The sequence below is a fragment of the Sphingomonas carotinifaciens genome (genome assembly GCF_009789535.1).
In the GTDB taxonomy this organism is placed as follows: Bacteria; Pseudomonadota; Alphaproteobacteria; order Sphingomonadales; family Sphingomonadaceae; genus Sphingomonas; species Sphingomonas carotinifaciens.
Window position 1 is genome coordinate 1,035,376 of record NZ_WSUT01000005.1, and the last position, 25,389, is coordinate 1,060,764.

At 67.8% G+C, this 25,389-nt stretch carries 25 protein-coding genes; 16 read left to right on the forward strand and 9 right to left on the reverse strand.

Annotated features, from left to right (window positions below; all coding sequences use genetic code 11):
* Positions 1 to 13: 13 nt before the first annotated feature.
* Together GQR91_RS06920 and GQR91_RS06925 are read right to left on the reverse strand one after the other, a co-directional pair.
* A complete protein-coding gene (locus tag GQR91_RS06920) occupies positions 14 to 934 on the reverse strand; it encodes an isoaspartyl peptidase/L-asparaginase family protein (protein WP_149682302.1) in 921 nt (306 codons plus the stop codon).
* Entirely contained in the window at positions 931 to 2,088 is a 1,158-nt protein-coding gene (locus GQR91_RS06925; protein WP_174236637.1) for an acyltransferase family protein, read from the reverse strand. The genes GQR91_RS06920 and GQR91_RS06925 overlap by 4 nt, the downstream gene beginning before the upstream one ends.
* A 61-nt stretch (positions 2,089 to 2,149) precedes the next feature.
* Here GQR91_RS06925 and ispG point away from each other — a divergent pair, with 61 nt between their 5' ends.
* From ispG to GQR91_RS06950, 5 genes are all read left to right on the forward strand, one after another.
* Entirely contained in the window at positions 2,150 to 3,274 is a 1,125-nt protein-coding gene (ispG, locus tag GQR91_RS06930; protein WP_112381880.1) for a flavodoxin-dependent (E)-4-hydroxy-3-methylbut-2-enyl-diphosphate synthase, read from the forward strand.
* A gap of 36 nt (positions 3,275 to 3,310) precedes the next feature.
* Positions 3,311 to 3,556, forward strand: coding sequence for an AbrB/MazE/SpoVT family DNA-binding domain-containing protein (locus GQR91_RS06935; protein WP_149682301.1), 246 nt, complete (start codon positions 3,311 to 3,313; stop codon positions 3,554 to 3,556).
* Positions 3,553 to 3,933 (forward strand): PIN domain-containing protein, encoded by a 381-nt coding sequence (locus tag GQR91_RS06940; protein WP_164727740.1) that lies wholly within the window; start codon positions 3,553 to 3,555, stop codon positions 3,931 to 3,933. The genes GQR91_RS06935 and GQR91_RS06940 overlap by 4 nt, the downstream gene beginning before the upstream one ends.
* Positions 3,934 to 4,000: 67 nt before the next feature.
* Positions 4,001 to 4,912, forward strand: coding sequence for a DMT family transporter (locus GQR91_RS06945; protein WP_149682299.1), 912 nt, complete (start codon positions 4,001 to 4,003; stop codon positions 4,910 to 4,912).
* Between the two features lie 55 nt (positions 4,913 to 4,967).
* The gene (locus tag GQR91_RS06950) at positions 4,968 to 5,438 is read left to right on the forward strand and encodes a GNAT family N-acetyltransferase (RefSeq protein WP_149682298.1); all 471 of its coding nucleotides are present in this window, start codon (positions 4,968 to 4,970) and stop codon (positions 5,436 to 5,438) included.
* Positions 5,439 to 5,808: 370 nt separating this feature from the next.
* On the opposite strand, the gene ppa is transcribed toward GQR91_RS06950, so the two are convergent.
* The 3 genes from ppa to GQR91_RS06965 form a co-directional block, all read right to left on the reverse strand.
* Positions 5,809 to 6,387: an inorganic diphosphatase gene (ppa, locus tag GQR91_RS06955; RefSeq protein WP_112381884.1), complete on the reverse strand. Its 579-nt coding sequence runs from the start codon at positions 6,385 to 6,387 to the stop codon at positions 5,809 to 5,811.
* A gap of 43 nt (positions 6,388 to 6,430) precedes the next feature.
* Complete coding sequence (locus GQR91_RS06960; RefSeq protein ID WP_149682297.1) at positions 6,431 to 8,347, reverse strand: M61 family metallopeptidase; 1,917 nt, start codon at positions 8,345 to 8,347, stop codon at positions 6,431 to 6,433.
* Between the two features lie 71 nt (positions 8,348 to 8,418).
* Positions 8,419 to 9,054 (reverse strand): DUF1345 domain-containing protein, encoded by a 636-nt coding sequence (locus GQR91_RS06965; RefSeq protein WP_149682296.1) that lies wholly within the window; start codon positions 9,052 to 9,054, stop codon positions 8,419 to 8,421.
* Between the two features lie 52 nt (positions 9,055 to 9,106).
* On the opposite strand from GQR91_RS06965, the gene hisS reads away from it, so the two are divergent.
* From hisS to GQR91_RS06995, 6 genes are all read left to right on the forward strand, one after another.
* Positions 9,107 to 10,354, forward strand: coding sequence for a histidine--tRNA ligase (gene hisS, locus GQR91_RS06970; protein WP_149682295.1), 1,248 nt, complete (start codon positions 9,107 to 9,109; stop codon positions 10,352 to 10,354).
* The gene (gene prfA / locus GQR91_RS06975) at positions 10,351 to 11,424 is read left to right on the forward strand and encodes a peptide chain release factor 1 (protein WP_112381888.1); all 1,074 of its coding nucleotides are present in this window, start codon (positions 10,351 to 10,353) and stop codon (positions 11,422 to 11,424) included. The genes hisS and prfA overlap by 4 nt, the downstream gene beginning before the upstream one ends.
* Positions 11,417 to 12,250 (forward strand): peptide chain release factor N(5)-glutamine methyltransferase, encoded by an 834-nt coding sequence (gene prmC, locus GQR91_RS06980; protein WP_149682294.1) that lies wholly within the window; start codon positions 11,417 to 11,419, stop codon positions 12,248 to 12,250. The genes prfA and prmC overlap by 8 nt, the downstream gene beginning before the upstream one ends.
* Before the next feature lie 277 nt (positions 12,251 to 12,527).
* Positions 12,528 to 13,556, forward strand: coding sequence for a DUF4167 domain-containing protein (locus tag GQR91_RS06985; RefSeq protein ID WP_149682293.1), 1,029 nt, complete (start codon positions 12,528 to 12,530; stop codon positions 13,554 to 13,556).
* A 113-nt stretch (positions 13,557 to 13,669) separates the two neighbouring features.
* Entirely contained in the window at positions 13,670 to 14,251 is a 582-nt protein-coding gene (locus tag GQR91_RS06990) for an LOG family protein (protein WP_112381891.1), read from the forward strand.
* Positions 14,248 to 15,186, forward strand: a complete 939-nt coding sequence (locus GQR91_RS06995) for a phytoene/squalene synthase family protein (protein WP_162853761.1) — start codon at positions 14,248 to 14,250, stop codon at positions 15,184 to 15,186. Before GQR91_RS06990 ends, GQR91_RS06995 begins: the two co-directional genes overlap by 4 nt.
* Before the next feature lie 7 nt (positions 15,187 to 15,193).
* Here the strand turns inward: GQR91_RS06995 and GQR91_RS07000 are convergent, their stop codons facing one another.
* Positions 15,194 to 15,424 carry a hypothetical protein gene (locus GQR91_RS07000; RefSeq protein WP_149682292.1) on the reverse strand — a complete coding sequence of 77 codons (231 nt, stop codon included), beginning with the start codon at positions 15,422 to 15,424 and terminating at the stop codon, positions 15,194 to 15,196.
* A 138-nt stretch (positions 15,425 to 15,562) separates the two neighbouring features.
* Between GQR91_RS07000 and GQR91_RS07005 the strand changes: the two genes are divergently transcribed.
* From GQR91_RS07005 to GQR91_RS07025, 5 genes are all read left to right on the forward strand, one after another.
* On the forward strand, positions 15,563 to 17,566 hold the full coding sequence (locus GQR91_RS07005; RefSeq protein WP_249042521.1) for a S9 family peptidase: 2,004 nt from the start codon (positions 15,563 to 15,565) through the stop codon (positions 17,564 to 17,566).
* A gap of 390 nt (positions 17,567 to 17,956) precedes the next feature.
* Positions 17,957 to 19,777 (forward strand): ABCB family ABC transporter ATP-binding protein/permease, encoded by a 1,821-nt coding sequence (locus GQR91_RS07010; RefSeq protein WP_149682291.1) that lies wholly within the window; start codon positions 17,957 to 17,959, stop codon positions 19,775 to 19,777.
* Between the two features lie 50 nt (positions 19,778 to 19,827).
* On the forward strand, positions 19,828 to 21,597 hold the full coding sequence (gene recQ / locus GQR91_RS07015; RefSeq protein ID WP_149682290.1) for a DNA helicase RecQ: 1,770 nt from the start codon (positions 19,828 to 19,830) through the stop codon (positions 21,595 to 21,597).
* A 59-nt stretch (positions 21,598 to 21,656) separates the two neighbouring features.
* Positions 21,657 to 22,085, forward strand: coding sequence for a protein tyrosine phosphatase family protein (locus tag GQR91_RS07020; protein WP_112381895.1), 429 nt, complete (start codon positions 21,657 to 21,659; stop codon positions 22,083 to 22,085).
* Positions 22,082 to 22,477: a hypothetical protein gene (locus GQR91_RS07025; RefSeq protein WP_149682289.1), complete on the forward strand. Its 396-nt coding sequence runs from the start codon at positions 22,082 to 22,084 to the stop codon at positions 22,475 to 22,477. The genes GQR91_RS07020 and GQR91_RS07025 overlap by 4 nt, the downstream gene beginning before the upstream one ends.
* Positions 22,478 to 22,638: 161 nt before the next feature.
* Here the strand turns inward: GQR91_RS07025 and GQR91_RS07030 are convergent, their stop codons facing one another.
* The 3 genes from GQR91_RS07030 to GQR91_RS07040 are packed head-to-tail and all read right to left on the reverse strand — an operon-like array spanning position 22,639 to position 25,373.
* Complete coding sequence (locus GQR91_RS07030; RefSeq protein WP_149682288.1) at positions 22,639 to 23,865, reverse strand: SAM-dependent methyltransferase; 1,227 nt, start codon at positions 23,863 to 23,865, stop codon at positions 22,639 to 22,641.
* A gap of 48 nt (positions 23,866 to 23,913) precedes the next feature.
* Positions 23,914 to 24,657, reverse strand: a complete 744-nt coding sequence (locus GQR91_RS07035) for a molybdopterin-dependent oxidoreductase (protein ID WP_149682287.1) — start codon at positions 24,655 to 24,657, stop codon at positions 23,914 to 23,916.
* Positions 24,654 to 25,373, reverse strand: a complete 720-nt coding sequence (locus GQR91_RS07040) for a cytochrome b/b6 domain-containing protein (protein WP_149682286.1) — start codon at positions 25,371 to 25,373, stop codon at positions 24,654 to 24,656. The genes GQR91_RS07035 and GQR91_RS07040 overlap by 4 nt, the downstream gene beginning before the upstream one ends.
* Positions 25,374 to 25,389 lie beyond the last annotated feature (16 nt).

Sequence of the window (25,389 nt, forward strand, 5' to 3'; positions counted from 1 at the left end):
CCCAAAGAAAGCGTCAGCCTTCCTCACCATAAAGCGCGACCTGGCGTACCCCGTCGGACCCGGCGCGACCGCGGTACATGCCGGCGGTGGTCATGCTCCAGGCGGTGGTGCCACCCGGCGCGGCGACGATGACGCCGCCGGTGCCGCCCATCGCACGGACCTCCGCCAGCACGGTATCGGCGGCCTGTTGCGGCGTGTCGTTCGTGAAGCGCAACCGGGCGGCGATCTCATGCGCGACGCCCTCGCGAATGAAATATTCGCCCGCCCCGGTGCACGAGATGGCGGCCGCACGGTCGTCGGCATAGGTCCCTGCGCCGATCAACGGCGAGTCGCCGATCCGGCCCCAACGCTTGCCGGTGACGCCGCCGGTCGAGGTGGCGGCGGCGACATGGCCATGGCTGTCGGTGGCGACCGCACCGACGGTGCCGTACTTCATGTCGATGTCGAAGGCGTCGGCGCCCCTGGCCTGCATCTCCTCCAGTTGCCGACGGCGCTCGGGCGTGGCGAACCATTCCGGCGGCGCCTGTTCCAGCCCCTGGCCGCGCGAAAAGGCGTCGGCACCGGGGCCGGCGAGAAAGACGTGCGGGCTGTGGTCCATCACCGCGCGGGCGAGCGCCACGGGATTGCGGGTGGCGGTGACGCCGGCGACGGCACCGGCGCGGCGGTCGCGTCCGTCCATGATCGCGGCGTCCAGCTCGTTGGTGCCGCCTTGCGTGAAGCAGGCGCCGCGACCGGCGTTGAACGAGGGCGCATCCTCCAGCACGCGCACCGCCGCCTCCACCGCATCGACCGCGCTGCCGCCCTCGCGCAGGATCGCCTCGCCAGCGTCGAGCGCGGCGGCAAGCGCGGCGCGCGCCTCGCTATCCTGCCGGGATGTCAGCACGTCGGGCACGATCCGGCCGGCGCCGCCGTGGATCATCAGGGACCAGGTCATGGGGTTTTCCTCAGGGTGGGGCGCAGGCCGATGAGCGGGCGCGCCCAGGGGATCGCACGGCCGGCAAGGTAGAATGCCCAGCAGCCGGCGATCGTCACGGTGGCCAGGACGACCGCGTCGAGGGCGAGCGGCAGGGCGGTGCCACGCAGCCAATAGGCGACAACGACGATGATCGTCTGGTGGATCAGGTAGAAGGGGAACACCGCCTCGGTCAGGGTGCGGCGCCATGGGTGGTCATGGTTCCAGAAACGCTCCGCCACGCCGATCAGCGCGATGATCGCCGCCCAGGCCTGCACCGCGCGCGTGGCGGAAAAGGTGAGGCCCGCCCAGTGCGGCCCGCGCGCCAGACCCGGCCAGCGCCATTCGAGATCGGCCGCCAGCAGATACGCGGCGAGCGCGACGATCGCCGCCGGCCACCACCAGCGGCGAAACGTGGCGAGTACCCGGTGCGACCCCGCCATCGCGAAGCCGAACAGGACGGCGGGCAGGTAGAGCGCGTGCGCCAGGGCGTCGTCGATCAGGCCGTGGGTTTCCGACTGGCCGACGAACAGCCACATATTGACGGCCAGCAGCCAGCCGAGCGGCAGCACCAGCCCGCCGATGCCGCCGAATACGCGGTCGTACAAGGCCTGCACACGGGCGCCCCACCGGCCGCCAATCGCGAGCAGCAGCGCGATGGCAACGGTGTAGACCCAGAGATAGCCGACGAACCATAGATGGTTCCAGGCGGGCAGCGACACGCCCGCGAGCAGGCGGAAGCCGAAATAATCATGCAGCCAGAAGCGCAGGAAAGGGGCGTCGTAGCCATGCTGGGTGACCAGCTCGACCCAGCTTTGCGGAGGCACGAGGACGGCGATGCCGAAGACCAGCGGGATCAGCAGGCGGATGCTGCGCCCCTTCACGAAGCCGAGCAGGCTGGTGTGCCGGGTCGCCAGCGCCCGCGTCGCATAGCCCGATACCACGAACAGCAGCAGCAGCCGCCACGGGTTGGAGGCCAGCATGGGCAGGGTGACGAGCGGCACCGTGTCCAGTCGGACGTGAAAGCCCCAGGGCACGAACACCATGCCGATATGGTAGAAGATCAGGATCGCGAAGGCACCGACGCGCAGCCAGTCCAGGCCGAGATGGCGGGGGATGGGGGACGCGGGAACCATATCGCAGGCTCGGTACAGCATCGACTTTGAACCGCAACCTCAGGCGCGTATATAGGCGCTTATGTCCATCCGTCCCTGGCGCGACATCGTCCGCCGCCCGAGCCGCCAGATCATGGTCGGCAACGTTCCCGTCGGCGGCGATGCGCCCGTCACCGTGCAGACGATGACGAACACGCCGACATCAGACCCGGTCGCGACGATCAACCAGATCCGCCGCTGCGAGGATGCGGGTGTGGACATCATCCGCGTGTCGTGCCCCGACATCGAATCGACCGCCGCGATGAAGCAGATCGTGCGCGCATCGCGGGTGCCGATCGTCGCGGACATCCATTTCCACTACAAGCGCGCGCTGGAAGCGGCGGACGCGGGGGCGGCGTGCCTGCGCATCAATCCCGGCAATATCGGATCGTCGCAGCGCGTGGCGGAGGTGGTGCGCGCCGCCAAGGCCAATGGCTGTGCGATCCGCATCGGCGTGAATGCAGGCTCGCTGGAGAAGGACCTGCTGGAGAAATATGGCGAGCCGTGCCCCGAGGCGCTGGTCGAATCGGCGCTCGACCATATCAAGCTGCTGCAGGATCACGACTTCCACGAATATAAGGTCGCCGTGAAGGCGTCGGACGTGTTCCTGGCGGTTGCCGCCTATCAGGGGCTGGCCGAGGCGACCGACTGCCCGTTGCACCTGGGCATCACCGAGGCGGGCGGCTTTGTCGGCGGCACGGTGAAGTCGGCGATCGGCATCGGTTCGCTGTTGTGGTTCGGGATCGGCGACACGATCCGCGTTTCGCTGTCGGCCGAGCCCGAGGAAGAGGTGCGCGTCGGCTTCGAAATCCTGAAGTCGCTGGGCATCCGCAACCGCGGCGTACGCGTCGTCTCCTGCCCGTCCTGCGCGCGACAGGGATTCGACGTGATCCGCACCGTCGCCACGCTGGAGGAGCGGTTGCAGCATATCCGCACCCCGATGTCGCTGTCGGTGCTGGGATGCGTGGTGAACGGACCCGGCGAAGCGCGCGAAACCGATATCGGCCTGACCGGCGGCGGCAACGGCAAGCACATGGTCTATCTGTCGGGCATCACCGACCACACGGTGGAGGATGCCGACATGGTCGACCACATCGTGAAGCTGGTCGAGGCAAAGGCGGCGGAGATCGAGGCCGCGGAGGCGGCACGCGCGCTGGCGGCGGAATAATAGGCTTGCTAGTTTTCGGTCAGCGGAGACATTGTCGTGACCTATCATGCAAAGGTGACACCGGGCGGCAAAGTGGTCATCCCCGCGGAACTACGCCGGGATCTCGGCATACGTGACGGTGACTCGCTCATGTTCGAAAAGGACAAGAATGGCGGCTTGAGCGTGAAGACCTTCGAGCAAGTCGTGCGCGAGGAGCAGCGACGATTTCGCGCGGCAGTCGGGCCGGATTACTCGGTTAAGCAGTTTCTCGCCGATCGCGGGTCGGATTGGCCCGCCGATTGAGCGCCGTTCTCGACGCGTCTGCCCTGTTGAGCGTCCTGTTGGGTGAGAGAGGCGAAGACATCGTTGTTCCGGTGCTGCGCGGCAGCGCGATGTCTGCGGTGAATATATCCGAATGTTGTGCGCGTGCGCCCGAACGGGGAGCCGCTGCAGCGGCGGTGCTGAAGGCGATCGAACGGTTCGAGATCGATGTCGTGCCGTTCGATATGACACAGGCGGTGCGTGCAGCAGAGCTTCGCGAGGATGCCCGGCGTCTGGGCATTTCTCTGGGTGATCGGGCCTGTCTCGTCGTGGCCGAGCAGCGGCGGGTGAGGCTGTTTACCGCCGACGAACGCCTGTCGCGGGTCAGTATCGGTATCGAAATCCTGTTGATCCGCTGAGGCACAGTTACGCGAACTTTGGTTCGTCCGTGGGAAAGCGCCGGACACCGTGGTAGCGCTGCCGGCTATGTCACATCGTGATCCTTCGCATCAGCTTTCTCCGGCGCTTGCCTTTGGCGTGGCGGCGGCGGGGATCGGGCTGTTCTCGATCATGGATGCGTTCATGAAGTCGCTGGTGCTGGGGCTGGGCGTCTACAATGCGCTGCTCTGGCGGACGATGCTGTCGGCGGGGATCGGCGGCGCGGGCTGGGCGATGGGCGGCGGGCGGCGGCCGTCCGCACACGCCATGCGGCTGCACGTCGCGCGCGGCACGATCACCACGGGCATGGCGCTGTTGTTCTTCTGGGGGCTGGCGCGGGTGCCGATGGCACAGGCGATCTCGCTGACCTATATCGCGCCGCTGCTCGCGCTGTTGCTGGGCGCGGTCTTTCTGGGCGAACGGGTGGGGGCGCGGGTGATCGCGGCCTCGATCGCGGCGCTGGGCGGGGTGGGCGTGATCCTGCTCGGCCAGATGCGGATGACGTTGGGGCCGGAGGCGCTGGACGGCGCAGGTGCGATCCTGGCCTCGGCCGTGCTGTATGCGGTGAACCTCGTCATTGCGCGGTTGCAGGCACAGGCGGCAAGCGCGCGCGAGATCGCGTTCGTGCAGTCGGCAGTCGTCACGCTCCTGCTGCTGCTCGCGGCGCCGTGGCTCGCGGTGGTGCCGCCGGTCGCCGACTGGTGGAAGATCGCCATCGCCGCGACGCTGGCGACGGGATCACTGCTGCTGCTCGGCTGGGCCTATGCGCATGGCGAGACCGGATATCTGGCGACCACCGAATATACGTCGTTCCTTTATGCCGCAGTGCTGGGCTGGGCAGTGTTCGGCGAGCATGTCGCACCGACCACGCTGGCAGGTGCGGCGATCATCGTCGTCGCCTGCCTGATCGCCGCCCGCCGCCGCGACGTGGCACGCGCCGCGATCGAGGCGGCCGCCTGATCCCTTCGCTTCCCTTCCCTTCCCTTCCCTTCCCTTCCCTTCCACCGAGAGTGCCATGATCCGACCTGCGACACCGGCCGACGTGCCTGCCATCCTGCGCTTCGTGCGCGAATTGGCGGCGTTCGAGCGTGAACCCGATGCGGTAGAGGCGACCGAGGCGATGCTGGCCGATGCCTTGTTCGGTACATCCCCCGCAGCCGAGGCGGTGATCGCCGAAATCCACAGTCAGCCAACAGGTTTTGCGCTGTTTTTCCACAGCTTTTCAACATGGACCGGCCGGCGGAGCCTGTATCTGGAGGACCTGTACGTCACGCCCGAGGCGCGGGGGCAGGGGCTTGGCGCCGCGATGCTGCGGCATCTGGCCGGGATCGCGCTCGATCGCGGCTGCGCGCGGTTCGAATGGTCGGTGCTCGACTGGAATGCGCCGGCGATCGCCTTTTACCGGGCGATGGGGGCCGTGGGCATGGAGGAGTGGACCGTGCAGCGGGTGAGCGGGGAGGCGCTCAAAGCACTCGCGGGACGCTGATCGCTTTACGCTCCCGTTGGGCGTTCGGCTTTGTGGCGGTGATTTGGTTCACGCGAAGGCGCGAAGAGGTTTGGTTCACGCGGAGGCGCGGAGAAGAACGAGGGATCGCTTGGAGGCGCGGCGCGTGCCTTTTTGAGCCGAAGGCTCATGTTCAGCGCGGGCGGATTTTGTCTTCCGATCGCGGGGGCGCGGCGGGGGCGCGGTATGCGCAACCCTCTGCGGCCTCCGCGCCTCCGCGTGAAACAAACTTCTTCGCGTCTTCGCGTCTTCGCGTGAACCAAGAAGCAAGCACTGCCGGGGCAGCCCCTCCCCTCCTACGGCTCCGCCGCGGGCCCCTCCCTCTCCCCATCGGGGAGAGGGGGGCCGGGGGTTATTCGCGGCCGGGGACGTCGTGGTCGTGCGGCTCTTCGCCCTGCGCCTTGGCGGCGTCATAGCGCTCGATCGCCTCGATCGTGATGCGGCGTGCTTCCTCGGCATCGCCCCAGGTGCCGACGCGCACCCACTTCTTCTTCTCCAGATCCTTGTAGTGGGTGAAGAAGTGCTCGATCTGCTCGAAGACGATCTCGGGCACGTCGCCGCGCTGCGTGACGTTCGAGTAGTACGGGAAGACCTGATCGACGGGGACGCAGACCAGCTTCTCGTCGCCGCCGGCTTCGTCTTCGAGGTTCAGGACCGCGATCGGGCGGGCGCGGACGACCGAGCCGGGGATGAAGGGCGAGCGGGCGATGACCAGCGCGTCGAGCGGGTCGCCGTCGGGCGAGAGCGTGTGCGGCACGAAGCCGTAGTTCGCCGGATAGCGCATCGGCGTGTGCAGGATGCGATCGACGAACAGCGCACCCGACGCCTTGTCGAACTCGTACTTCACGGGCTCGCCGCCGGTCGGCACCTCGATGATGACGTTCAAGTCGTCGGGCGGAGACTTGCCGACGGGGATCAGATCAATACGCATTCGATTTTCGTCCCTGATAATGACGATGCCGCACCGATAAGGATCAGCGCGGCATCAACAGTCGATCGAGACCGCCTTCGCCGGTTCCGACCTTCTGAAGGCGCGGATAGCGGGGGCCACCCTGATAGTCGATGGAGATATCGCGGAAACGGTCCTCATTTCGGACAAGAAGCCGGATGGGGGTCTTGCTATCCTTTGCGGTGACGATCGCCGCCTTCAACCGTTCGGCGGAATAGGACTGGCCATTGATCGCCTGGATCTCGGTGCCGACATCCAGCCCCGCCTTGAAGGCCGGCGAATTCCAGATCACCGTCGATATCCGGCCGTCATTGGCGACCACCAGGCCCAGCGAATAGCTGACATCGGCGCCCCGGCTCTTTTCCTGCTGTTTGAAGAAGGGCGTCGGCTCGGGCGTGTAGACGAGCTTGTAGCCGTTCATCGCAAAGCCGTTCACCGGCGCGGGCTGGCCCGTCTCGGTCAGGCGCTGGTTCAGGAAGCCGGCCCAGTCATAGGGGACGATGCCGTTCAGCGTCCGCGCGACATCCTCGAAGGTATAGGTCACCTCGCCCCAGTCGCCGTCGCGGATGCCGAAGAACGCACGTGCGAAATCGTCGATCGACTTGGTGCCGTTCGACTTCTGGCGGAGCATCGCATCGACCTCCATCCAGACCATCAGGCCTTCGTTGTAATAGTCCTCCGACCGCTGCCAGCTCGTCCAGCCCTTGGGGCGGCGGGCGGAGATGACGGGATCGTTGGTGGTGTCGATCAGCGGGCGCCACTGGCGGCCGGGCGCCAGATCATAGGTGCCGAGGATCGAGGCATACATGTCGAGCGTGTCCTGCTTCGACACCAGCCCCGAGCGCGCCTGGAGAACATAACCCCAGAATTGCGTCTGCCCTTCATATACCCACAGCAGCGAGTTGCGCATCGGCGTGCGGAAGTCGGGCGTCCACAGGTCCGCGCCGCGGCGGAACTTGCCGTCCCAGCTATGGGTGAATTCGTGCGGCAACAGGTTGCGGCGGCCGGGGCCGGAATCCCAGTCGGTGAAATAGCCGGGCGTCACGCCGTTTTCGGACGAACGGTGATGCTCCAGCCCGATGCCGCCCAACTGGTCGGTGATCGACAGGAGGAATTCGTAGCGGTCGTAATGCTGCGCGCCGAAGGTCTTGACCGCCTGGTCGACGAGACGCTTGTGCGCGTCGATCTGCGCGGGCGTCGCGGCGAGTTCCTTGGGGTCGTCGGCAAAGACGTTGAGGTCAACCCGCGGGCTGAGCGCCCAGACCTTGCCATACTTGCCCGCGAGCACGGGCGAATCGACCAGCACCTCGTAGTTGGTGGTGTCGTAGGTGTAGGTGGAGCCCGCCGCCTTGGCCGGCACCGCACCGGCCGCGGTCCAGCCGGCGGGGAAGCGCGCGGTCATCTGGATCGGGATCTGGCGGGTGAAATAGCCGGCCGGATAGAGGCTGACCGAATTGGGCTGGAGCGAGATCATCGTCGGCGTGACGACGATGCGGCCCTGATTGGCCTCGGTCGCGGAAATGAACTGGAATTCGACATCGAGCTGGCGGGCGCCGGCGGGCACGTCGATATGGAAGGCGTAGACGTCGATCACGTCGCGCGTCCAGGGCAGCACCCGGCCGTTCGCGCGGATGACGAGGCCAGCGAGCTTCTCGATCTCGCCACGCGGCGCGTGGTTGCCGGGAAGCCATTTCGGATAGAGCAGCGTCATCGGCCCCGCCTTGGCGACGGGGATCGTCTCGCGCACGCGGAAGATGGCGCGGTCGAGGTCGGTGGCGTCGACGTCGAGTTTGATCGTGCCGGGGTAGGGGGTGTCCTGCGCCGCGGGGATGGTGTCGACGATGGGCGTGGGTTGGGGAGCGGAGTTGCCGGGGATGGTCTGGGCGGCGAGCGGCGCGGCGACGGAGGCGAGCAGGGAAGCGACGAACAGCGTGCGGATCATGAAGGGCCCTTGGGCAAGGGATGGACGATGCCGCCGGGTGTACGCAGCCGATAGGGCAGTCGTCCAGCCCTTTACCCGCTGCCCAATATGTTGACGGTAAAGGCCACGACGCCGAGATTGAAGACGAACGCGGCCAGGCTGTGCCCGGTGACGACCCGGCGCATCGCGCGCGAGGCGATCGTCACGTCCGATGTCTGAAAGGTCATGCCGAGCGTCACGCTGAAATACAGGAAGTCCCAGTAATCCGGCTCGGTCGTGTCGGGAAATTGCAGGCCGCCGCTATCGGCGTCGTGACCGTCCGGCAGGTAGAAGAGATGCGCATAGTGCAGCGCATAGACGGTGTTGGAGAAGAGCCACGCCAAAGCCAGCGTGGCGACGACGATCAGCACGGTCAACCGGTCGCCGCGCCCCTGCACCTCGCCCGCGACGGCGGCGAGGATGACGAGCAGCGTGGCCCCCGAAAAGCCGAGAAACACCGCGCGGTTCGCGTCGTTTTCGATCGCCCGGCGGCGCATCCGGTCGGTCGATCCGTGGCCGAGCAGCGGCGCCACGGAGGCAAGAAAGACGAGCGCGGCCAGATCAAAGGCGAGCATGATGCCGCGGTCCCGCCCTAGCAGGGGCACCAGCACCGGCAGCCCGGTGGCCAGCAGCACGCCGAACAGCAGGAAGCGGGGCGGGGCGATGCGATTGCCGAGATGATGTGCCATCGCATCACGGCCTAGCGCTTGGGGCCGCGGTCGCCTAGATAGCGCCGCTTCTATGGCACGGATCGAACCCCCCAAGCGCGTGCGCGGCACGCAGGACATCTTCGGCGAGGAACAGCGGCGCTTTGCGCATGTCCTTGCCACCTTCGAGCGGGTGCGCGCGCTCTACGGATTCCAGCGGGTCGACCTGCCGGTGTTCGAGGATACGCAGGTATTCGCGCGCTCCATCGGCGAGACCACCGATGTGGTGTCCAAGGAGATGTACAGCTTCCCCGATCGCGGCGGCGATCCCCTGACGCTCCGGCCCGAATTCACCGCCGGCATCGCGCGCGCCTATCTGTCCGAAGGATGGCAGCGTTTCGTGCCGCTGAAGGTGACGACGAGCGGTGCGGTGTTCCGCTACGAACGGCCGCAAAAGGGGCGCTATCGCCAGTTCCACCAGATCGACGCCGAGATATTGGGCGCAGCCGAGCCGCAGGCGGATGTCGAGTTGCTGGTGATGGCGGACCAGTTGCTGCACGAACTGGGCATCGCGGACGGGGTGACGCTGCAACTGAACACGCTGGGCGATGCCGAAACGCGCGATGCGTGGCGCGCCGCGCTGGTGGCGCATTTCGAGGCGCACCGGGGCGAACTGTCCGAAGACAGCCTGGTGCGGCTGGACAAGAATCCACTGCGCATCCTCGATTCGAAGGACCCGCGCGACCGGCCGATCGCCGATGCGGCGCCGGATATCGATGCGTATCTGACGGTGGAGGCGCGCGGCTTCTTCGATGCGGTGACCGCCGGGCTGGACGCGGCGGGCGTGGCATGGACGCGCAATGCGCGGCTGGTGCGCGGGCTGGACTATTACCGGCACACCGCGTTCGAGTTCGTCACCGACCGGCTGGGCGCGCAAGGGACCGTGCTGGCGGGGGGGCGGTATGACGGGCTGATCGGATCGCTGGGTGGGCCGGAGACGGCGGGCGTCGGCTGGGCTGCGGGGATGGAGCGGCTGGCGATGCTGATCGCGGCACCGGCGGAGCCGCGGCTGGATGCGGTGATCGCGCTGGAGCATGATGATGCGCTGATCGACGGGCAGCGGCTGCTCGCCGGTTTGCGGCGTGCGGGGTTGTCGGCGGAGATGATCGCGAGCGGGTCGCCGCGCAAGCGGTTCGACAAGGCGTCCAAGCTGCCGGCCGATGTGCTGATCGCGATCAACCGGCAGGACGGGCAGACCGTGTTCAATACGCGGGCGGCGGATGCTGCGGAGACGCTGGCGCGGATCAAGGCGGTCATCGACAAGGTGCAGGCCGCTTCGTGACGACGATCTCGCCCGAGCGCATCCGGCAGATCGAGGCGCGACTGGACGAACTGTCCGCGCAGATGGCGACCGGCGACCTGCCGTCGGACCGTTTCGTCGCGGTGTCCAAGGAATATGCCGAGCTGGAACCCGTCGCGCGCGCGGCCGCCGAGGTGCGGCGGCTGCGGCAGGAGGCGGAGAGCCTGGCCTATATGGCAGGCGACGGCGACGAGGAGCTGCGTGCGCTGGCCGCCGAGGAACTGCACGCCAACAAGGTGGCGCTGGAGGCGGCGGACCGCGCGCTGGCGCTGGCGCTGCTGCCGCGCGATGCCGCCGACGAGCGCGCCGCAATGCTGGAAATCCGCGCCGGCACCGGCGGGGACGAGGCGGCGCTGTTCGCGGGCGACCTGTTCCGCATGTACCAGCGTTATGCCGAGGCACAGGGCTGGCGCGTCGAAATGATCTCGGCATCGTCGTCGGATGCGGGCGGGTACAAGGAAGTGGTCGCATCGGTGACGGGCAGCGGCGTGTTCGCGCGGCTGAAATTCGAAAGCGGCGTGCACCGGGTCCAGCGCGTGCCGGCGACCGAGGCGGGCGGGCGCATCCACACCTCGGCAGCGACGGTGGCGGTGCTGCCCGAGGCGGAGGAAGTCGATGTCCGCATCGAGGACAAGGACCTGCGCATCGACGTCTATCGCTCGTCGGGCCCGGGCGGTCAGTCGGTCAACACGACCGACTCCGCGGTGCGCATCACCCATCTGCCCACCGGGCTGGTGGTGATCCAGCAGGACGAGAAGTCGCAACACAAGAACAAGGCCAAGGCGCTGAAGGTGCTGCGCACCCGGCTGTACGAGGCGGAGCGCGAGCGGCTGGCGAACGAGCGGTCGGGCACGCGGCGCGCGATGGTGGGATCGGGCGACCGGTCCGAGCGCATCCGTACCTATAATTTCCCGCAGGGCCGCGTCACCGATCACCGCATCAACCTGACGCTGCACCGCCTGCCCGAAATTCTCGTCGGGGAAATGGACGAGTTGATCGGGGCGCTGGTGGCGCAGGACGAGGCCGAGCGGCTGGCGGCACTGGATGGCTGAACCCGCCCCCCGCGCCGCGGGCGTGCGGGCGGCACTGGGCGAGGCGGCGGCGCGGTTCGGTTTTTCGGAAACGCCGCGGCTCGATGCCGAACTGTTGATGGCGCACGCGCTGGGGATCGAGCGCGCGGCGCTGCTGCTCGACATGGACCGCGCGGTGCCGGAGGGTTTCTGGACGCTGGTGGCGCGGCGCGAGCGGCATGAACCGGTCGCCTATATCACCGGATCGCGGGGGTTCTGGACGCTCGATCTGGGGGTGGGGCCGGGTGCGCTGGTACCGCGGGCCGACAGCGAAACGCTGGTCGAGGCGGCGGTGACGCATTTCCGGGGGCGGGCGCCGGCGACGTTGCTCGACCTGGGAACGGGGCCGGGCACGCTGCTGCTCGCGCTGCTCGACGAATGGCGGGGCGCGCGGGGGGTGGGCGTCGATCGGTCGGCGGAGGCCCTGGGCTATGCGGTCGCCAATGCGGGCGCGTGCGGGGTGGGTGGGCGGGCCGGCTTCGTGCTGGGGGACTGGGATGCGGCGCTGACGGGGGTATTCGACTGCATCGTCACCAACCCGCCCTATATCGGCACAAACGAAAGGCTGCCCGACGAGGTGCGGCTGCATGAGCCGGCGGGCGCGCTGTTCGCCGGCCCGGACGGGCTGGACGATTATCGACGGCTGGCACCGGCGATCCGGCGGCTGCTGGCGCCCGGCGGGGCGGCGTTTCTGGAGATCGGGCACCGGCAGGGGGATGCGGTGACGGCGCTGCTGGCGGCGCAGGGCTTTGCCGTGACGCTGCACCGGGACCTGGCCGGGCGGGCGCGGGTGCTGGCCGCGACTTGAACATTCGGGAGGCCGCGCCCATATTTCGCTTGTAGGACGGCCCCCGGAGCCGCTAGAGCGAAGGCCGGGGCACGCGAACATCGACAACTTGGCTGTTGATTTCGGGCGGACGCCCGCATCCTTCGTCATGAGGCCGCTGCAGTCCGGTGGCCATGGCAGACGCTGGCGGCGAGGCGATGCGCCTGTCGGACACGTCGGGGATCGATACCGCGGGACCGGGCACAACGCCCGGAATGAGTGGGCCAGTTTAGTGGTTTGACGACTAAGGACGAATAGCTTGATAAACAATCGGCAGGCCGGCCGCCGTCGCGGTCGTGGTGGCGGCAATAACGGGCAGCGTCCGGGTGGTAATCCAGGTCGCCCCGACAACGGCAATCGCATCGACAATCGCGCGCGCGGCAACGCCAACCAGTTGTACGAGAAGTACAAGAATCTGGCGTCCGAAGCGCAGCGCCAGGGCGACCGCGTCAACACCGAATATTACCTGCAGTTCGCGGACCATTATTTCCGCGTGTTGAACGAGAGCCGTTCGCGGTTCGAGGAACAGAATCAGCGGCGTGCGCGCGACGACGCGCAGGACGACGGTTTCGACGGCAACGACGAGGATTATGGCGACGAGGGCGAGCCGATCCGCCCCGGCGAAATGCAGGGCGACGTGCAGGGCGGCGGTTTCGAACCGCGCCGCCAGCGTGACGATCGCCCCCGCCGCGAGGATCGCCCTCAGCGGGACGACCGGCCCCAGCGCGAGGCGCGGGACGATCGTTCCAATCGCGACGAGCGTCCGTACCGCGAGGAGCGGGCGCAGCGTGAAGATCGCCCTGCGCGTGAAGCGCGGGAGGACCGTCCGGTGCGTGAAGCGCGGGAGGACCGTCCGGTGCGTGAAGCGCGGGAGGACCGTCCGGTGCGTGAAGCGCGTGAGGACCGTCCGGTGCGTGAAGCGCGTGAGGATCGTCCCGTGCGCGAGCCGCGCGAGGATCGTCCCCAGCGTGAGGAACGCCGCCCTGCACGGCCGCTGCGTGCGCCCGTTGCCGAGGAAACCGCGGTCGTCACCGCCGATCCCGCCGGCGAACCGGCGGTGGCCGAGCAGGCGCCGGCACCCGTCGCCGAGGCCGAGGCCCCCCGTCGCCGTGGTCGCCCGCGTCGCGAGCCGGTCGCTCAGGCACCCGAGGCCGAGACCGGTTTCGATGCGGATCGCCTGCCGCCGGCACTGAGCGCCGCGAGCGAGGGCGAAGCGCCGGCGCCCGAGGAAAAGCCGCGCCGCCGCCGCGTGCGCGCGGCCGCGCCGGAAGTGACGCCGGCGAGCTGATCGTCGCAAACTGGCTGAACACATGGCCGGTGCCTTCCGATCGGAGGGTGCCGGCCTTGTTCTATGTGGCGCACGTGCTTGTCGCGGCGGGGCACTTGGCCTAGCGGACCAGCATGAAACGCGTGGCAGTCTATTGCGGGTCGGCGACGCCGGCCGATCCGACCTATATCGACATGGCGAAATCGGTGGGGCGCGGCCTGGCCGAGCGGGGCATCGGCGTCGTCTATGGCGGCGGGCGCCTCGGCCTGATGGGCGCGGTGGCGGACGCGGCGCTGGAGGCGGGTGGCGAGGTGATCGGCATCATCCCGCAGGCGCTGGTCGATGCCGAGGTGGCGCATCGCGGGCTGACCGAACTGCACGTCGTGCCGGGCATGCACCAGCGCAAGCAGGCCTTTACCGACCTGTCCGACGGTTTCGTGACGATCGCGGGCGGCACCGGCACGATGGACGAGTTGTGGGAGGCGCTGTCCTGGGCGCAGCTCGGCTATCATGCCGATCCGGTCGGGCTGCTCAACACCGGCGGCTATTATGACGAGCTGGTCGCGTTCTGGGAAAAGATGGGCCGGGTCGGCTTCCTCCGGCCGCAGCACCGCGACCTGCTGATCGTCGATACGACGCTGGACGGGCTGCTGGACAAGATGGCCGCGCATCGGCCGACGCAGCCGATCGTCCGGATGAACGCGTCCGACCTGTGACGCCGTCGCCGACCCGCGCGGAGGTGGTGGCGGCGGCCGAGGCATCGATCGCGCGTGGCTCCAAGAGCTTTGCCGCGGCGAGCCGGCTGTTCGATCCCGCGACGCGCGACCGGGCGGTGCTGCTCTATGCCTGGTGCCGGCGGTGCGACGATATCGCCGACGGGCAGGACCACGGCCACGGCATGACGAGGGTCGACGATGCCCCGGCACGGGTGGCGGCGCTGTCCGCGTTGACCGAGCGGGCGCTGGACGGGGCGGTGGTCGGCGATCCGGCGTTCGACGCGCTGCGGCTGGTGGCGGCGGAGACGGACATGCCGCGGGCGTGGCCGCGCGACCTGATCGCCGGGTTCGCGCTGGATGCCGAGGAATGGCAGCCGGAAAGCGAGGCGGACCTGCTGCGCTATTGCTATCACGTCGCGGGCGTCGTCGGCTGCATGATGGCGGTGGCGATGGGGGTTTCGGCCAAGGACGATGCCGTGCTGGACCGCGCCTGCGACCTGGGGCTGGCGTTTCAGCTGTCGAACATCGCGCGCGACCTGGGTGAGGATGCCGGGGTCGGGCGCTGTTACCTGCCGGCGGACTGGCTGGCGGAATTCGGGGTGCCGGCAAACAACTATATGGCGCCGGAGCATCGCCCCGCGCTGGTTGCGATGGCGCGGCGGTTGACGGACCGGGCGGCACAGTTCGAGGCGAGCGCGCGGATGGGCGTGCGGGCATTGTCCTGGCGGTCGGCCTGGGCGGTGCTGTCGGCGGCAGGGATTTACGGCGCGATCGGCCGTTCGGTGGCGTCGCGGGGTGCGGGCGCCTGGGACCGGCGGGTGTCCACCTCAAAGGGTGCGAAGCTGGGATTTATCGCAGCGGCGGCGTGGGGCGCCACGTTGCGCGGTCGAGGGGCTGTCGTGCCGCGCGACGCGGCACTCTGGCGGCGACCCTGACCGGGGTTCAGCCGCGCGACCTGGGCTTTTCCGCCTTGGCGATCTGAAGGCCGGTGGCCCGGCAATCCGCGCCGATGACGGGGAAGGGCACATCGGTGTTCTGGGCGATCCGGTTGGGCAGGTCCGCCCGGCATTGCGCCATCGTGGCATAGCGCGCCGGGACCAGTCGGGCCTCGGTGCACTGCGTGTTGCCATCACCGCATCCCAGGATCGCCATGACGTAGAAAATCGGTTCCATTCAACCGCCTCCGCTTGAAAGTAAAAACCCTCTTTGCGGTGGAGAGTTCCGAAATCGCGCTTGCTGATACGGATCAGCCCTGACATGTTCGCATAACACACCCCGATCATGGGGAACGCGTCGGGAGGCACGGGTCTTATGCTGAAATCGATGATGGCAGCAGGAGTGGCGTTGATGGTGGCAGAGCCGGGACTGGCGGCGGACCTGAGCGGGGTGCCGCTGATCGAGCGGACGAAGCTGTTCGGCAATCCCTCGCGCATCGGGGGGCAATTGTCGCCCGACGGCAAGTGGATCAGCTTCATTGCGCCCAAAGACGGCGTGCTGAACGTCTGGCTGGCCCCGGCCGACCGGCCCGACGACGCCAAGGCGATCACCGCGGAGACGACGCGGCCGATCCGCCAGACCTTCTGGGCGCCCGATTCCAAGTCGGTGCTGTTCATCAACGACAAGGGCGGCGACGAGAATTTCCTGCTGTACGGCGTCGATGTCGCGAGCGGCGCACAAAAGGCGCTGACCCCGTTCGAAAAGACGCGGGTGCAGATCGTCGGCACGTCCGAGACGATCAAGGATCGCATCCTGGTCGGCGTCAACAACCGCGATCCGCGCTGGCATGACGTCTATTCGCTCGACCTGAACACCGGCAAGCTGACCCCGGTCGTGCAGAATGACGGCTATGCCGGTTATCTGGCGGACGACCAGTTGCGGCTGCGCATGGCGGCCAAGGCGCGGCCCGACGGCGGCACCGATTATTACCGCATGGAGGGCACCACCGTCGAGGCCAAGCCCGTGGTGCAGTTCGGGCTGGACGATTCGCTGACCACCACGCCGCTGGGCTTCACCGTCGACGGCAAGACGCTCTACTGGATGGATTCGCGCGGGCGCGACACCGCGGCGCTGATGGCGCAGGACGTGGGCAGCGGGCAGATGACGGTGGTGGGGGAGAGCCCCAAAGCCGATGTCGCGGGTGGCCTGTTCAATCCGAAGACGGGCCGCGTGGAGGCCTATTCGGTCAATTACCTGAAGCGCGACTATGTACCGGTGGGCGATGCGGTAAAGGCCGACCTCGCCTTTCTGAAGGCGCAGAACAAGGGCGAGTTCGCGATCGGCAGCCGCACGGATGCCGACGACAAGTGGATCGTCACCTTCGACCCGGTGACCGCGCCGGCCGCGACCTATGTCTACGACCGCCGCGCCAAGTCGCTGAAGCAGCTTTATGTCAGCCGGCCCGAGCTGGAGGGGGCGCCGCTGGTGCCGATGGAGCCGGTGGAGATCAAGGCGCGCGACGGGCTGACGCTGGTATCCTATCTGACCAAACCCAAGGGGGTGAGCGGGCCGGTGCCGCTGGTGCTGCTGGTCCATGGCGGACCCTGGGCGCGCGACGGGTTCGGCTTCAACGGCTATCATCAATGGCTGGCGAACCGGGGCTATGCGGTGCTGTCGGTCAATTATCGCGGCTCGACGGGCTTTGGTAAGAATTTCATCTCGGCGGGCGACCTGCAATGGGGCCGCAAGATGCACGACGACCTGATCGACGCGGTCGACTGGGCGGTGAAGAGCGGCGTCACCACCAAGGACAAGGTGGCGATCATGGGCGGCTCCTATGGCGGCTATGCGACGCTGGCGGGGCTGACCTTTACGCCCGACCGGTTCGCCTGCGGCGTCGATATCGTTGGACCGTCGAACCTGTTCACGCTGCTGAAGACGATCCCGCCCTATTGGGAGGCGGGCAAGCAGCAATTCTACAAGCGGATGGGAGACCCGACCACGCCGGCGGGGCAGGCGCTGCTCAAGGAACGCTCGCCGCTGACCTTTGTCGACAAGATCAGCAAGCCGCTGCTGATCGGGCAGGGCGCCAACGATCCGCGCGTCAACGTCGCAGAAAGCGACCAGATCGTGGCGGCGATGGCGGCCAAGAAGATCCCTGTCACCTATGTGCTGTTTCCCGATGAGGGGCATGGCTTTGCGCGGCCGGTGAACAACATTGCGTTCAATGCCGTGACGGAGAATTTCCTGGCGCCGTGCCTGGGCGGACGTGCGGAGCCGCTGGGCGACACGCTGACGGAATCGACCGCGCAGGTGAAGCATGGGGCGGAATTCGTGCGCGGCCTGGCGCTTGGTGGGGGTACTGCTTCGGGGCAGTGATCTGGTTCACGCGAAGACGCGAAGGCGCGAAGAGGTAGGGTTTGCCCCGCCTTCGCCGTGACCTGTCGGTCGGAAGACCCGAATCGGCTGGTGATGCCCAGAGGGCCTGCCGGCCGGCGCAACCTCTTCGCGGCTTCGCGGCTTCGCGTGAACTCTTCTGAAAAAGCAGGAGGTTTTGTTCACGCGAAGACGCGAAGACGCGGAGAGAGGACGCCTGCTGCGTCGTTCCGTACCCCCGTCGGCCAGGGGTGCTCGGTCGATGATGGGATGATTGAGCCTGCGGCTCGCGGTGCATCTCCGCGCCTCCGTGTCTCCGCGTGAATATTCGTTGTTCTGGTTCTCTGACCACCGCCATTGAAGTTCGGCGGGGCGCAAGCGACATGGGGGGCGATGCCTCCGATCGATCCCACTACGGCGAGCCAGCAAGAGCGGCCGCTGATCCCCACGCTGCGCCGGTTCCTGCCCTATCTCTGGCCCGCGGGCGAGCCGGGAATGAAGGTGCGGATCGCCGGGGCGATGCTGCTCGTGCTGGCTTCCAAGCTCGTGCAGGTGCTGGGTGCTGCCTACACGCTGAAGTTTGCCGTCGACCGGATGGCGGGGGGCGACCGGTCGGTCGTCACTCTGGTGATCCTGCTGGTCGTTGCCTATGCGGCGTCGCGCTTTGCCTCGACGTTGTTCGACAATCTGCGCAATGCGGTGTTCGAGCGGGTGGGGCAGGATGCGACGCGGCGGCTGGCGGCGGACGTGTTCCGGCACCTGCACCGCCTGTCGCTGCGCTTCCATCTGGAGCGGCGTACGGGTGCGGTGACCAAGGTGGTGGAGCGCGGCACCAAGAGCATCGATACGATGCTGTATTTCCTGCTGTTCAACATCGCGCCGACGGTGCTGGAACTGGCGCTGGTGCTGGGCATCTTCGCGCGCAGCTTCGGCGGGTGGCTGGTGGTCGCGACGATCGCGACGGTGGTGCTCTACATCGCCTTCACCCGCAAGGTGACCGACTGGCGCAACCATCTGCGCACGCGGATGAACGACCTGGATACGGGCGCGGTGGCGCACGCGGTCGACTCGCTGCTCAATTTCGAGACGGTGAAATATTTCAACGCCGAGGAGCGCGAGGCGCGGCGGTACGAGAATGCCGTTGCCGCCTATGCGCGGGCGGCGACCAAATCCGAAAATTCGCTGGCGTGGCTGAACATCGGACAGGCGCTGATCACCAACGCGCTGCTCGGCTTCGGCATGGGCTATGTTGCCTGGGGGTGGAGCCGGGGAACGGCATCGGCCGGCGACGTGGTATTCGTCTCGACACTGCTCGCGCAATTGTTCCGGCCGCTCGACCTCCTCGGCATGGTGTATCGCACGATCCGGCAGGGGGTGCTGGACATGGGCGCCATGTTCGACCTGATCGATACCGGCGCGGAGGTGCGCGACATACCCGGCGCGCCGGCGCTGGCGGTCGGCGCGGGCCATGTGCGGTTCGAGCAGGTCAGGTTCGGCTATGAAGAAGGGCGACCGATCCTGGACGGGCTGGACCTCGACGTGCCGGCGGGAACGACCTGCGCGGTGGTGGGACCATCGGGGGCGGGCAAGTCGACGCTCGCACGGTTGATGTACCGGTTCTACGATGTGGATGGCGGGCGCATTCTGATCGACGGGCAGGACCTCGCGGCGGTGACGCAGGCGAGCTTGCGTGCCGCGATCGGGATCGTGCCGCAGGACACGGTGCTGTTCAACGACACGATCGGGTATAATATCGGCTATGGCCGCGAGGGCGCGAGCGCGGAAGAGATTGCGCACGCGGCCAGGGGCGCGGCGATCGCTGGGTTCATCGAGCGGCAACCGGACGGTTACGACACGCGCGTCGGCGAGCGCGGGTTGAAGCTGTCGGGCGGCGAGAAGCAGCGCGTGGCGATCGCGCGCACGCTGCTGAAGAACCCGCCGATCCTGATCCTGGACGAGGCGACCAGCGCGCTGGACAGCCGCACCGAGGGCGACATCCTGGAAACGCTGGAGGCGGTGGAACGCGGGCGCACGACGATCGTGATCGCGCACCGCCTGTCCACCGTGGTCAAAGCGGACCAGATCATCGTGCTCGACGGCGGCCGCGTCGCCGAGCGCGGCACGCACGGCGAGTTGCTGCGCCGGGATGGCCTTTATGCCGAGATGTGGGCACGTCAGGCCGCCGAGCGCGAGGAAGCGCTGGCGGCGGAGTGACGGGCGCGATGCCCTCGACCTGTGGCGACAGGTCCACTACATCGCCGGCGATGGCGGTCGATCCCCTTCCCACACTGCAGCGCGTGTTCGGCTATCCGGCGTTTCGCGGCGTCCAGGCCGATGTGGTCGGCCGGGTACTGGCGGGCGAGCGCACGCTGGCGGTGATGCCGACGGGCGCGGGCAAGTCGCTCTGTTACCAATTGCCCTCAGTCATGATGGACGGGTGCTGCGTCGTGGTCAGCCCGCTGATCGCGCTGATGCACGACCAGTTGCGCGCGGCCGAGGCGGTCGGCATCCGCGCGGCGACGCTGACCTCGGTCGACCAGAACCGGGCGGAGACGGTGGCGCGCTTCCGCGACGGGCAGCTCGACCTGCTCTATGTCGCGCCCGAGCGTGCCTCCGCGATGCATTTCCGCGAGTTGCTGGGCAGCGCGAAGCTGAGCCTGTTCGCGATCGACGAGGCGCACTGCGTCAGCGAATGGGGGCATGATTTCCGGCCCGACTACCGCCTGCTCGAACCGCTGATGGATGCGTTTCCGGACGTGCCGCGCCTGGCGCTGACCGCGACGGCGGATGCGCACACTCGCGCCGACATCGCCAAGCAGCTGGGCATCCCGGAAGAGGGGATGATCGTCTCCGGCTTCGACCGGCCCAACATCCGCTATGCGATCAGCCCCAAGGCGAACGTCAACGTGCAGATTGCCCGGCTGGTGGCGGAAACGCGTGGGCCGGGCATCGTCTATGCGCAGACGCGCGCGGCGACCGAGAAGTTGGCGGAGGCGCTGGGGCGGACCGGGCGGCCGGTGCGCGCCTATCATGCGGGGCTGGACCCGGCGGTGCGCGCGAAGAATCAGGCGGATTTCGTCGCATCCGAAGACATGGTGATCTGCGCCACCGTCGCGTTCGGCATGGGGATCGACAAGCCCGACGTCCGTTTCGTCGCGCATGCCGGCCTGCCCAAATCGATCGAGGCCTATTATCAGGAAACGGGCCGCGCCGGGCGTGACGGCGACCCCTCCGTCGCGCATCTGTTCTGGGGCGCGGAGGATTTTGCTCGGGCGCGGCAGCGCATGGCCGAGGTGGAGCCCGAGCGGCAGGCCGGGGAGCGGGCGCGGCTGGCGGCGCTGGGGGCATTGGTGGAGACGGGCGGATGCCGCCGCCGCATCCTGCTGCGCCATTTCGGCGAGGAGCTGGCCGAGGATTGCGGCAATTGCGATAACTGCCTGGGATCGCCCGACGCGGTGGACGCGACGACGACGGCGCAGAAGTTTCTCTCGGCGGTGTTTCGCACCGGGCAGATGTTCGGCGCGGGCTATATCGAGCAGGTGCTGACCGGCCAGTCGACCGAACGCAGCCTGATGAACGGGCATGAGGCGCTGTCGGTGTGGAACATCATCGATGGCGACGAGCTGGCGCTGGTGAAGCCGGTGCACCGTGCGCTGCTGCTGCGCGATGCGCTGCGCACCAATCCGCATGGCGGGCTGGAGTTCGGGCCGGCGGCGAGGGCGTTGCTGAAGGGCGAGGCGCGGTTGTCGCTGGTGATCCCGCCCAAGCGCGAGCGCAAGGGCCGGCGCGCGGCGACGGCGGCGTCCGACCCGGCGGACAATCCGCTGTTCGAGGCGCTGCGCGCGAAGCGGCGCGAGCTGGCGCAGGCGGCGGGTGTGCCCCCCTATGTCATCTTTCACGATTCGGTACTGCGCGACATGGCGGCGCAGAAGCCGGCCGATCGCACCGCGCTGTCGATGCTGACGGGCGTCGGCGCGCGCAAGCTGGATGCTTATGGCGACGCGTTTCTGGACGTGATCCGCGAGGCGGCCTGATCGATCTTTCCTCCGCAGTGGCCGTTGCGGTGGAGCGGTCTGGCGACTAGGTGAACGGCATGATCCGTGTGCTCAACGAAAGCGTCGCCGTCGCCCCCCAGATCGCGCCCGAGGACGTGGCCGCGATCAAGGCCGCGGGCTATGTCGCGATCGTCAACAACCGCCCCGATGGCGAGCAGCCCGGCCAGCCGACCGGCGATGCGATCCGCGCCGCCGCGGAGGATCACGGCCTCGCCTATACCGCGATTCCGGTGGGGCAGGGCGGCTTCAGCCACGAGATGGTGGACGAGATGGCCGCGGCGCTGGTCGCCGCCGATGGTCCGGTTCTGGCCTATTGCCGGTCGGGCACGCGCAGTTGCAATCTGTGGGCGCTGGCCGCCGCCAAGGCGGGGCGCAATCCCGACTTGTTGGTGCGGCAGGCGGAGGACGCCGGATACGACCTGTCGGGCCTCAAGCCGACGCTGGACATGCTCGCGAGCGGAAAATGAGCCTGATTGCGATCGGCGCGGGCAGCGCGGCGGGAATCGTCGTGCTGGCCGGTGTCGGGTGGCTGATCGTCGCCAAACGTCGCGATCCCAAGGTGGGCACGCCGGAGGATGCGGCGGCGGCGGCGGAAGGCGCCTTGTCGGGCTTCGCGGTGGCCGGGGCGGTCGTCGGTGCGGACGGGCTGGGTGCGCTGGCGGTGGCGACCGATGGGCGCGTCGCGGCGATCAAGCGGCGCGGCAAGGCAATCGCGGTGCGCGAGGTGCCGTGGACCGTGGTGCGCGCGACGCCGGATGGGATCGTGGTGGAAACCGGTGACGGCTTCGGGCCGGTGTCGCTCGCTGGGGTCAATGCGCTGGATATTCGGCGGCTGGCGCCGAAAATGGCGCGGATTTGAGGTGAGGTCACCCTCTCCCCCTTGGGAGAGGGAGGGGACCCGCGGCATCAGCCGTGGGGAGGGTGAGGGGGCGCCAAGCAGCGCATCGTCCGCGGCACCCCTCACCCTCCCACCGCTTGCGCGGCGGGGCCCTCCCTCTCCCCGGAGGGGAGAGGGACTACTTACCCCCGCAAACGGCGTTCTTCCTCGAACATATAGTCGCGGGTGACAGGGACGGAGAGGCGGCTGCGGGTGAGCTGGACCTGGTAGTTGCACAGGCCGCCGTTGCGGAAGGCGGCGCCTGCGCCCGCCAGGTAGAAGGTCCACATGCGGAAGAAGCGTTCGTCGTAAAGCGCGACGATCTCGTCACGCGCGGCCATGGCGCGGTCGTACCATTCGTCCAGCGTCCAGCCATAATGGCAGCGCAGCACCTCCACGTCGGTGAGGAAGAAGCGCAGGCCCTCATTGGCGCGGACAATCTCCGACAGGGCCGGATTGTAGCCGCCCGGGAAGATATATTTTGTCGTCCAGTCGTCGGTGACGCCGGGGCCGTTCAGCCGGCCGATGGTGTGCATCAGCATCACCCCGTCCGGGGTCAGCAGGTCGCGGCACTTGGTGAAGAAGGTGCGGTATTGCGGCGGGCCGACATGTTCGAACATGCCGACCGAGACGATGCGGTCGAACTGCCCTTCCACCCGGCGATAGTCGATCAGCTCGAAGCGCACCTTGTCGGCGACACCGGCCGCCTCGGCACGGGCGCGGGCGACCTTCAACTGTTCTTCCGACAGGGTAACGCCGAGGACCTCCGCGCCGGTCTTCTCGTGCAGGTAGAGCGCAAGGCCACCCCAGCCGCAGCCGATGTCGAGGACCTTGTGGCCGGGCTTCAGCGCCAGCTTGGCGGCGATATGCGCCTTCTTGTCGGCCTGCGCTTTTTCAAGGCTGTTCGACGGGTCTGTGTAATAGGCGCAGCTATATTGCCGGTCGGCGTCGAGGAAAAGTTCGTAGAGCTTGCCCGAGAGATCGTAGTGGTGGGCGACATTCTTCTTGGAGCGGCGCTCCATGTTGATGCGGTCGACGCGGTGCTTGACCGCGCCAAAGGCACGGACGGCGAGCGAGGGATTGAGGCGCTGGGCGCCATCCTCCCACTTGTCGTTCGCGGTCAGCAGCTCGACCAACTGGCGAACGTCGTCGCCCTCCACGGTCAGGCGGCCGTTCATATAGGTTTCGCCGGCAGCGAGCGCAGGATTGCGGACGATCTCGCCGGCGACGCGCGAGTCCATGAAGCGGATCGCGACGTCGGGGAAAGCGGGATCGGGGGTGCCGAAGGTCCGCGTCTTGCCATTATGGTGGGTGAGGGTGAGGCGGCCGCGCTTGACCGCTCGCGAAAGGAAAAGATCGATGAGCGCCATGGCGGGCGTGCTACTGTCCGGGAGTGGGGTCAGGCAAGGGGTGCTGCCCTAAATACCTGCATACCAATCATAATCGACATGATCCTCCCAGTAACCGCCCTTGCCGAGCCCGATGCCGTCCAGGGAGGCAACAGCATCGATCCGCATCAGATATTTGGCGTGCTTGTAGCCCAGCTGCCGCTCGACACGCAGGCGCAAAGGTGCCCCGTGCGCGACGTCGAGCATATGGCCGTTCATGCCCCAGGCGAGGATCGTCTGCGAGTGGAAGGCATCCACCATGTCGATCGATTCATAATAGGGGATGCCGCCGAACAGATCGGCGCAGTGGAAGACGACGTAGCGCGCCGAGCGGCGCACGCCCGCCGCCTTCAGCACGGTGCCGAGCAGCGGGCCGGTCCACTGGCCGATCGCGCTCCACCCCTCGACGCAATCGTGGCGGGTGATCTGGGTACGCGCGGGCATCGTGCGGAGTTGGGCAAGCGTGAAGCGGCGCGGCGTATCGACGAGGCCGCCGACAGCCAGGCGCCAGTCGGCGAAATTGTTTTGCGCCAGTGCGGCATATTCGGGCGTGCCGGGATTGTGCGTGCCGTTGGCGCGAAAGATCGGCGACATCTGGTCGGGCCGGAATTCGGGCGCGAGCGCGGCGCGGTCGGACAGGGCGCGCTGGAGCCCGCGCTGCATATCCTCGCCGGCGAACAGGATCCGCCTTGCGGTGGGGTTCTGGACGACACGGTCGCAGCCGGCGAGAAGCAGGCCGGCGCCGCCGGTCAGGAGCGAGCGGCGGGCGATCATTCGGCGGGCACCCGCCAGCGGCCGGTGATCATCGACCGCATCTCGTTGCCCACACCGGCGAGGATGACGAGCGCGAGATGGACCACGGTGAACAGGCCGATCGCCACCGCGGCGATGAAGTGGATCGATCGCGCCGACTGTCGCCCGCCGAACACCTCCAGCAGCCAGGGCCAGGCCGCGTTCATCGCGGGGGACAGCGCGATGCCGGTGAAGATGGCGAGGGGCAAGGCAAGAAAGAGGATCGCGACATAGCTGAGCTTTTGAAAGAGGTTGTAGTCGCGCGGGGAGTCGGGATCGTGGAAGCGGAGCGCCAGGTGGCGGCGCAGGTCGGCGAGAAGGTGGCGGGGGCGCAGCTCGGTTCGCCGCACGCGCAGGTCGCGGGCGAAATGGCGGTTGAGGAGGCTGGCGATCATGAAGGCGAGCAGGCCGAAGCCCAGCACGATCGCGAAGAACAGGTGCCAGCGGCGCGAAATGGCGAGGTTGTAGTTGGCGGGAATGGTGATCCACGCGGGAAAGCGCGGCAGTTGCGCCCAGGCATGATCGAAATTGGCGCCGTATCGCCCCCAGTAGAGTCGGGGATGCGCGTTCGATATGCCGAGGCCGGAGCCGAGCAGGATCAGTACCGCGACCGCGTTCACCCAGTGCCAGAGCCGCGTCGCCAGCCGGTGGCGCCGAACCACCTGGGGGATGACATGGGGGCCGGTATCGCTGTCCATCGCATCCGTGTAGCAG

What these genes read in the sequence shown, in the direction of transcription:
- GQR91_RS07010 (WP_149682291.1), top strand. Translation starts at nt 17,957, where the DNA reads ATGCCTCCGATCGATCCCACTACGGCGAGCCAGCAAGAGCGGCCGCTG.
- GQR91_RS07020 (WP_112381895.1), top strand. Translation starts at nt 21,657, where the DNA reads ATGATCCGTGTGCTCAACGAAAGCGTCGCCGTCGCCCCCCAGATCGCG.
- ispG (WP_112381880.1), top strand. Translation starts at nt 2,150, where the DNA reads ATGTCCATCCGTCCCTGGCGCGACATCGTCCGCCGCCCGAGCCGCCAG.
- GQR91_RS06920 (WP_149682302.1), bottom strand. Translation starts at nt 934, where the DNA reads ATGACCTGGTCCCTGATGATCCACGGCGGCGCCGGCCGGATCGTGCCC.
- ppa (WP_112381884.1), bottom strand. Translation starts at nt 6,387, where the DNA reads ATGCGTATTGATCTGATCCCCGTCGGCAAGTCTCCGCCCGACGACTTG.
- GQR91_RS06965 (WP_149682296.1), bottom strand. Translation starts at nt 9,054, where the DNA reads ATGGCACATCATCTCGGCAATCGCATCGCCCCGCCCCGCTTCCTGCTG.
- GQR91_RS07025 (WP_149682289.1), top strand. Translation starts at nt 22,082, where the DNA reads ATGAGCCTGATTGCGATCGGCGCGGGCAGCGCGGCGGGAATCGTCGTG.
- GQR91_RS07030 (WP_149682288.1), bottom strand. Translation starts at nt 23,865, where the DNA reads ATGGCGCTCATCGATCTTTTCCTTTCGCGAGCGGTCAAGCGCGGCCGC.
- GQR91_RS06990 (WP_112381891.1), top strand. Translation starts at nt 13,670, where the DNA reads ATGAAACGCGTGGCAGTCTATTGCGGGTCGGCGACGCCGGCCGATCCG.
- GQR91_RS07040 (WP_149682286.1), bottom strand. Translation starts at nt 25,373, where the DNA reads ATGGACAGCGATACCGGCCCCCATGTCATCCCCCAGGTGGTTCGGCGC.
- GQR91_RS06925 (WP_174236637.1), bottom strand. Translation starts at nt 2,088, where the DNA reads ATGGTTCCCGCGTCCCCCATCCCCCGCCATCTCGGCCTGGACTGGCTG.
- GQR91_RS07035 (WP_149682287.1), bottom strand. Translation starts at nt 24,657, where the DNA reads ATGATCGCCCGCCGCTCGCTCCTGACCGGCGGCGCCGGCCTGCTTCTC.
- GQR91_RS06950 (WP_149682298.1), top strand. Translation starts at nt 4,968, where the DNA reads ATGATCCGACCTGCGACACCGGCCGACGTGCCTGCCATCCTGCGCTTC.
- hisS (WP_149682295.1), top strand. Translation starts at nt 9,107, where the DNA reads ATGGCACGGATCGAACCCCCCAAGCGCGTGCGCGGCACGCAGGACATC.
- GQR91_RS07000 (WP_149682292.1), bottom strand. Translation starts at nt 15,424, where the DNA reads ATGGAACCGATTTTCTACGTCATGGCGATCCTGGGATGCGGTGATGGC.
- GQR91_RS06960 (WP_149682297.1), bottom strand. Translation starts at nt 8,347, where the DNA reads ATGATCCGCACGCTGTTCGTCGCTTCCCTGCTCGCCTCCGTCGCCGCG.
- GQR91_RS06945 (WP_149682299.1), top strand. Translation starts at nt 4,001, where the DNA reads ATGTCACATCGTGATCCTTCGCATCAGCTTTCTCCGGCGCTTGCCTTT.
- prmC (WP_149682294.1), top strand. Translation starts at nt 11,417, where the DNA reads ATGGCTGAACCCGCCCCCCGCGCCGCGGGCGTGCGGGCGGCACTGGGC.
- recQ (WP_149682290.1), top strand. Translation starts at nt 19,828, where the DNA reads ATGGCGGTCGATCCCCTTCCCACACTGCAGCGCGTGTTCGGCTATCCG.
- GQR91_RS07005 (WP_249042521.1), top strand. Translation starts at nt 15,563, where the DNA reads ATGCTGAAATCGATGATGGCAGCAGGAGTGGCGTTGATGGTGGCAGAG.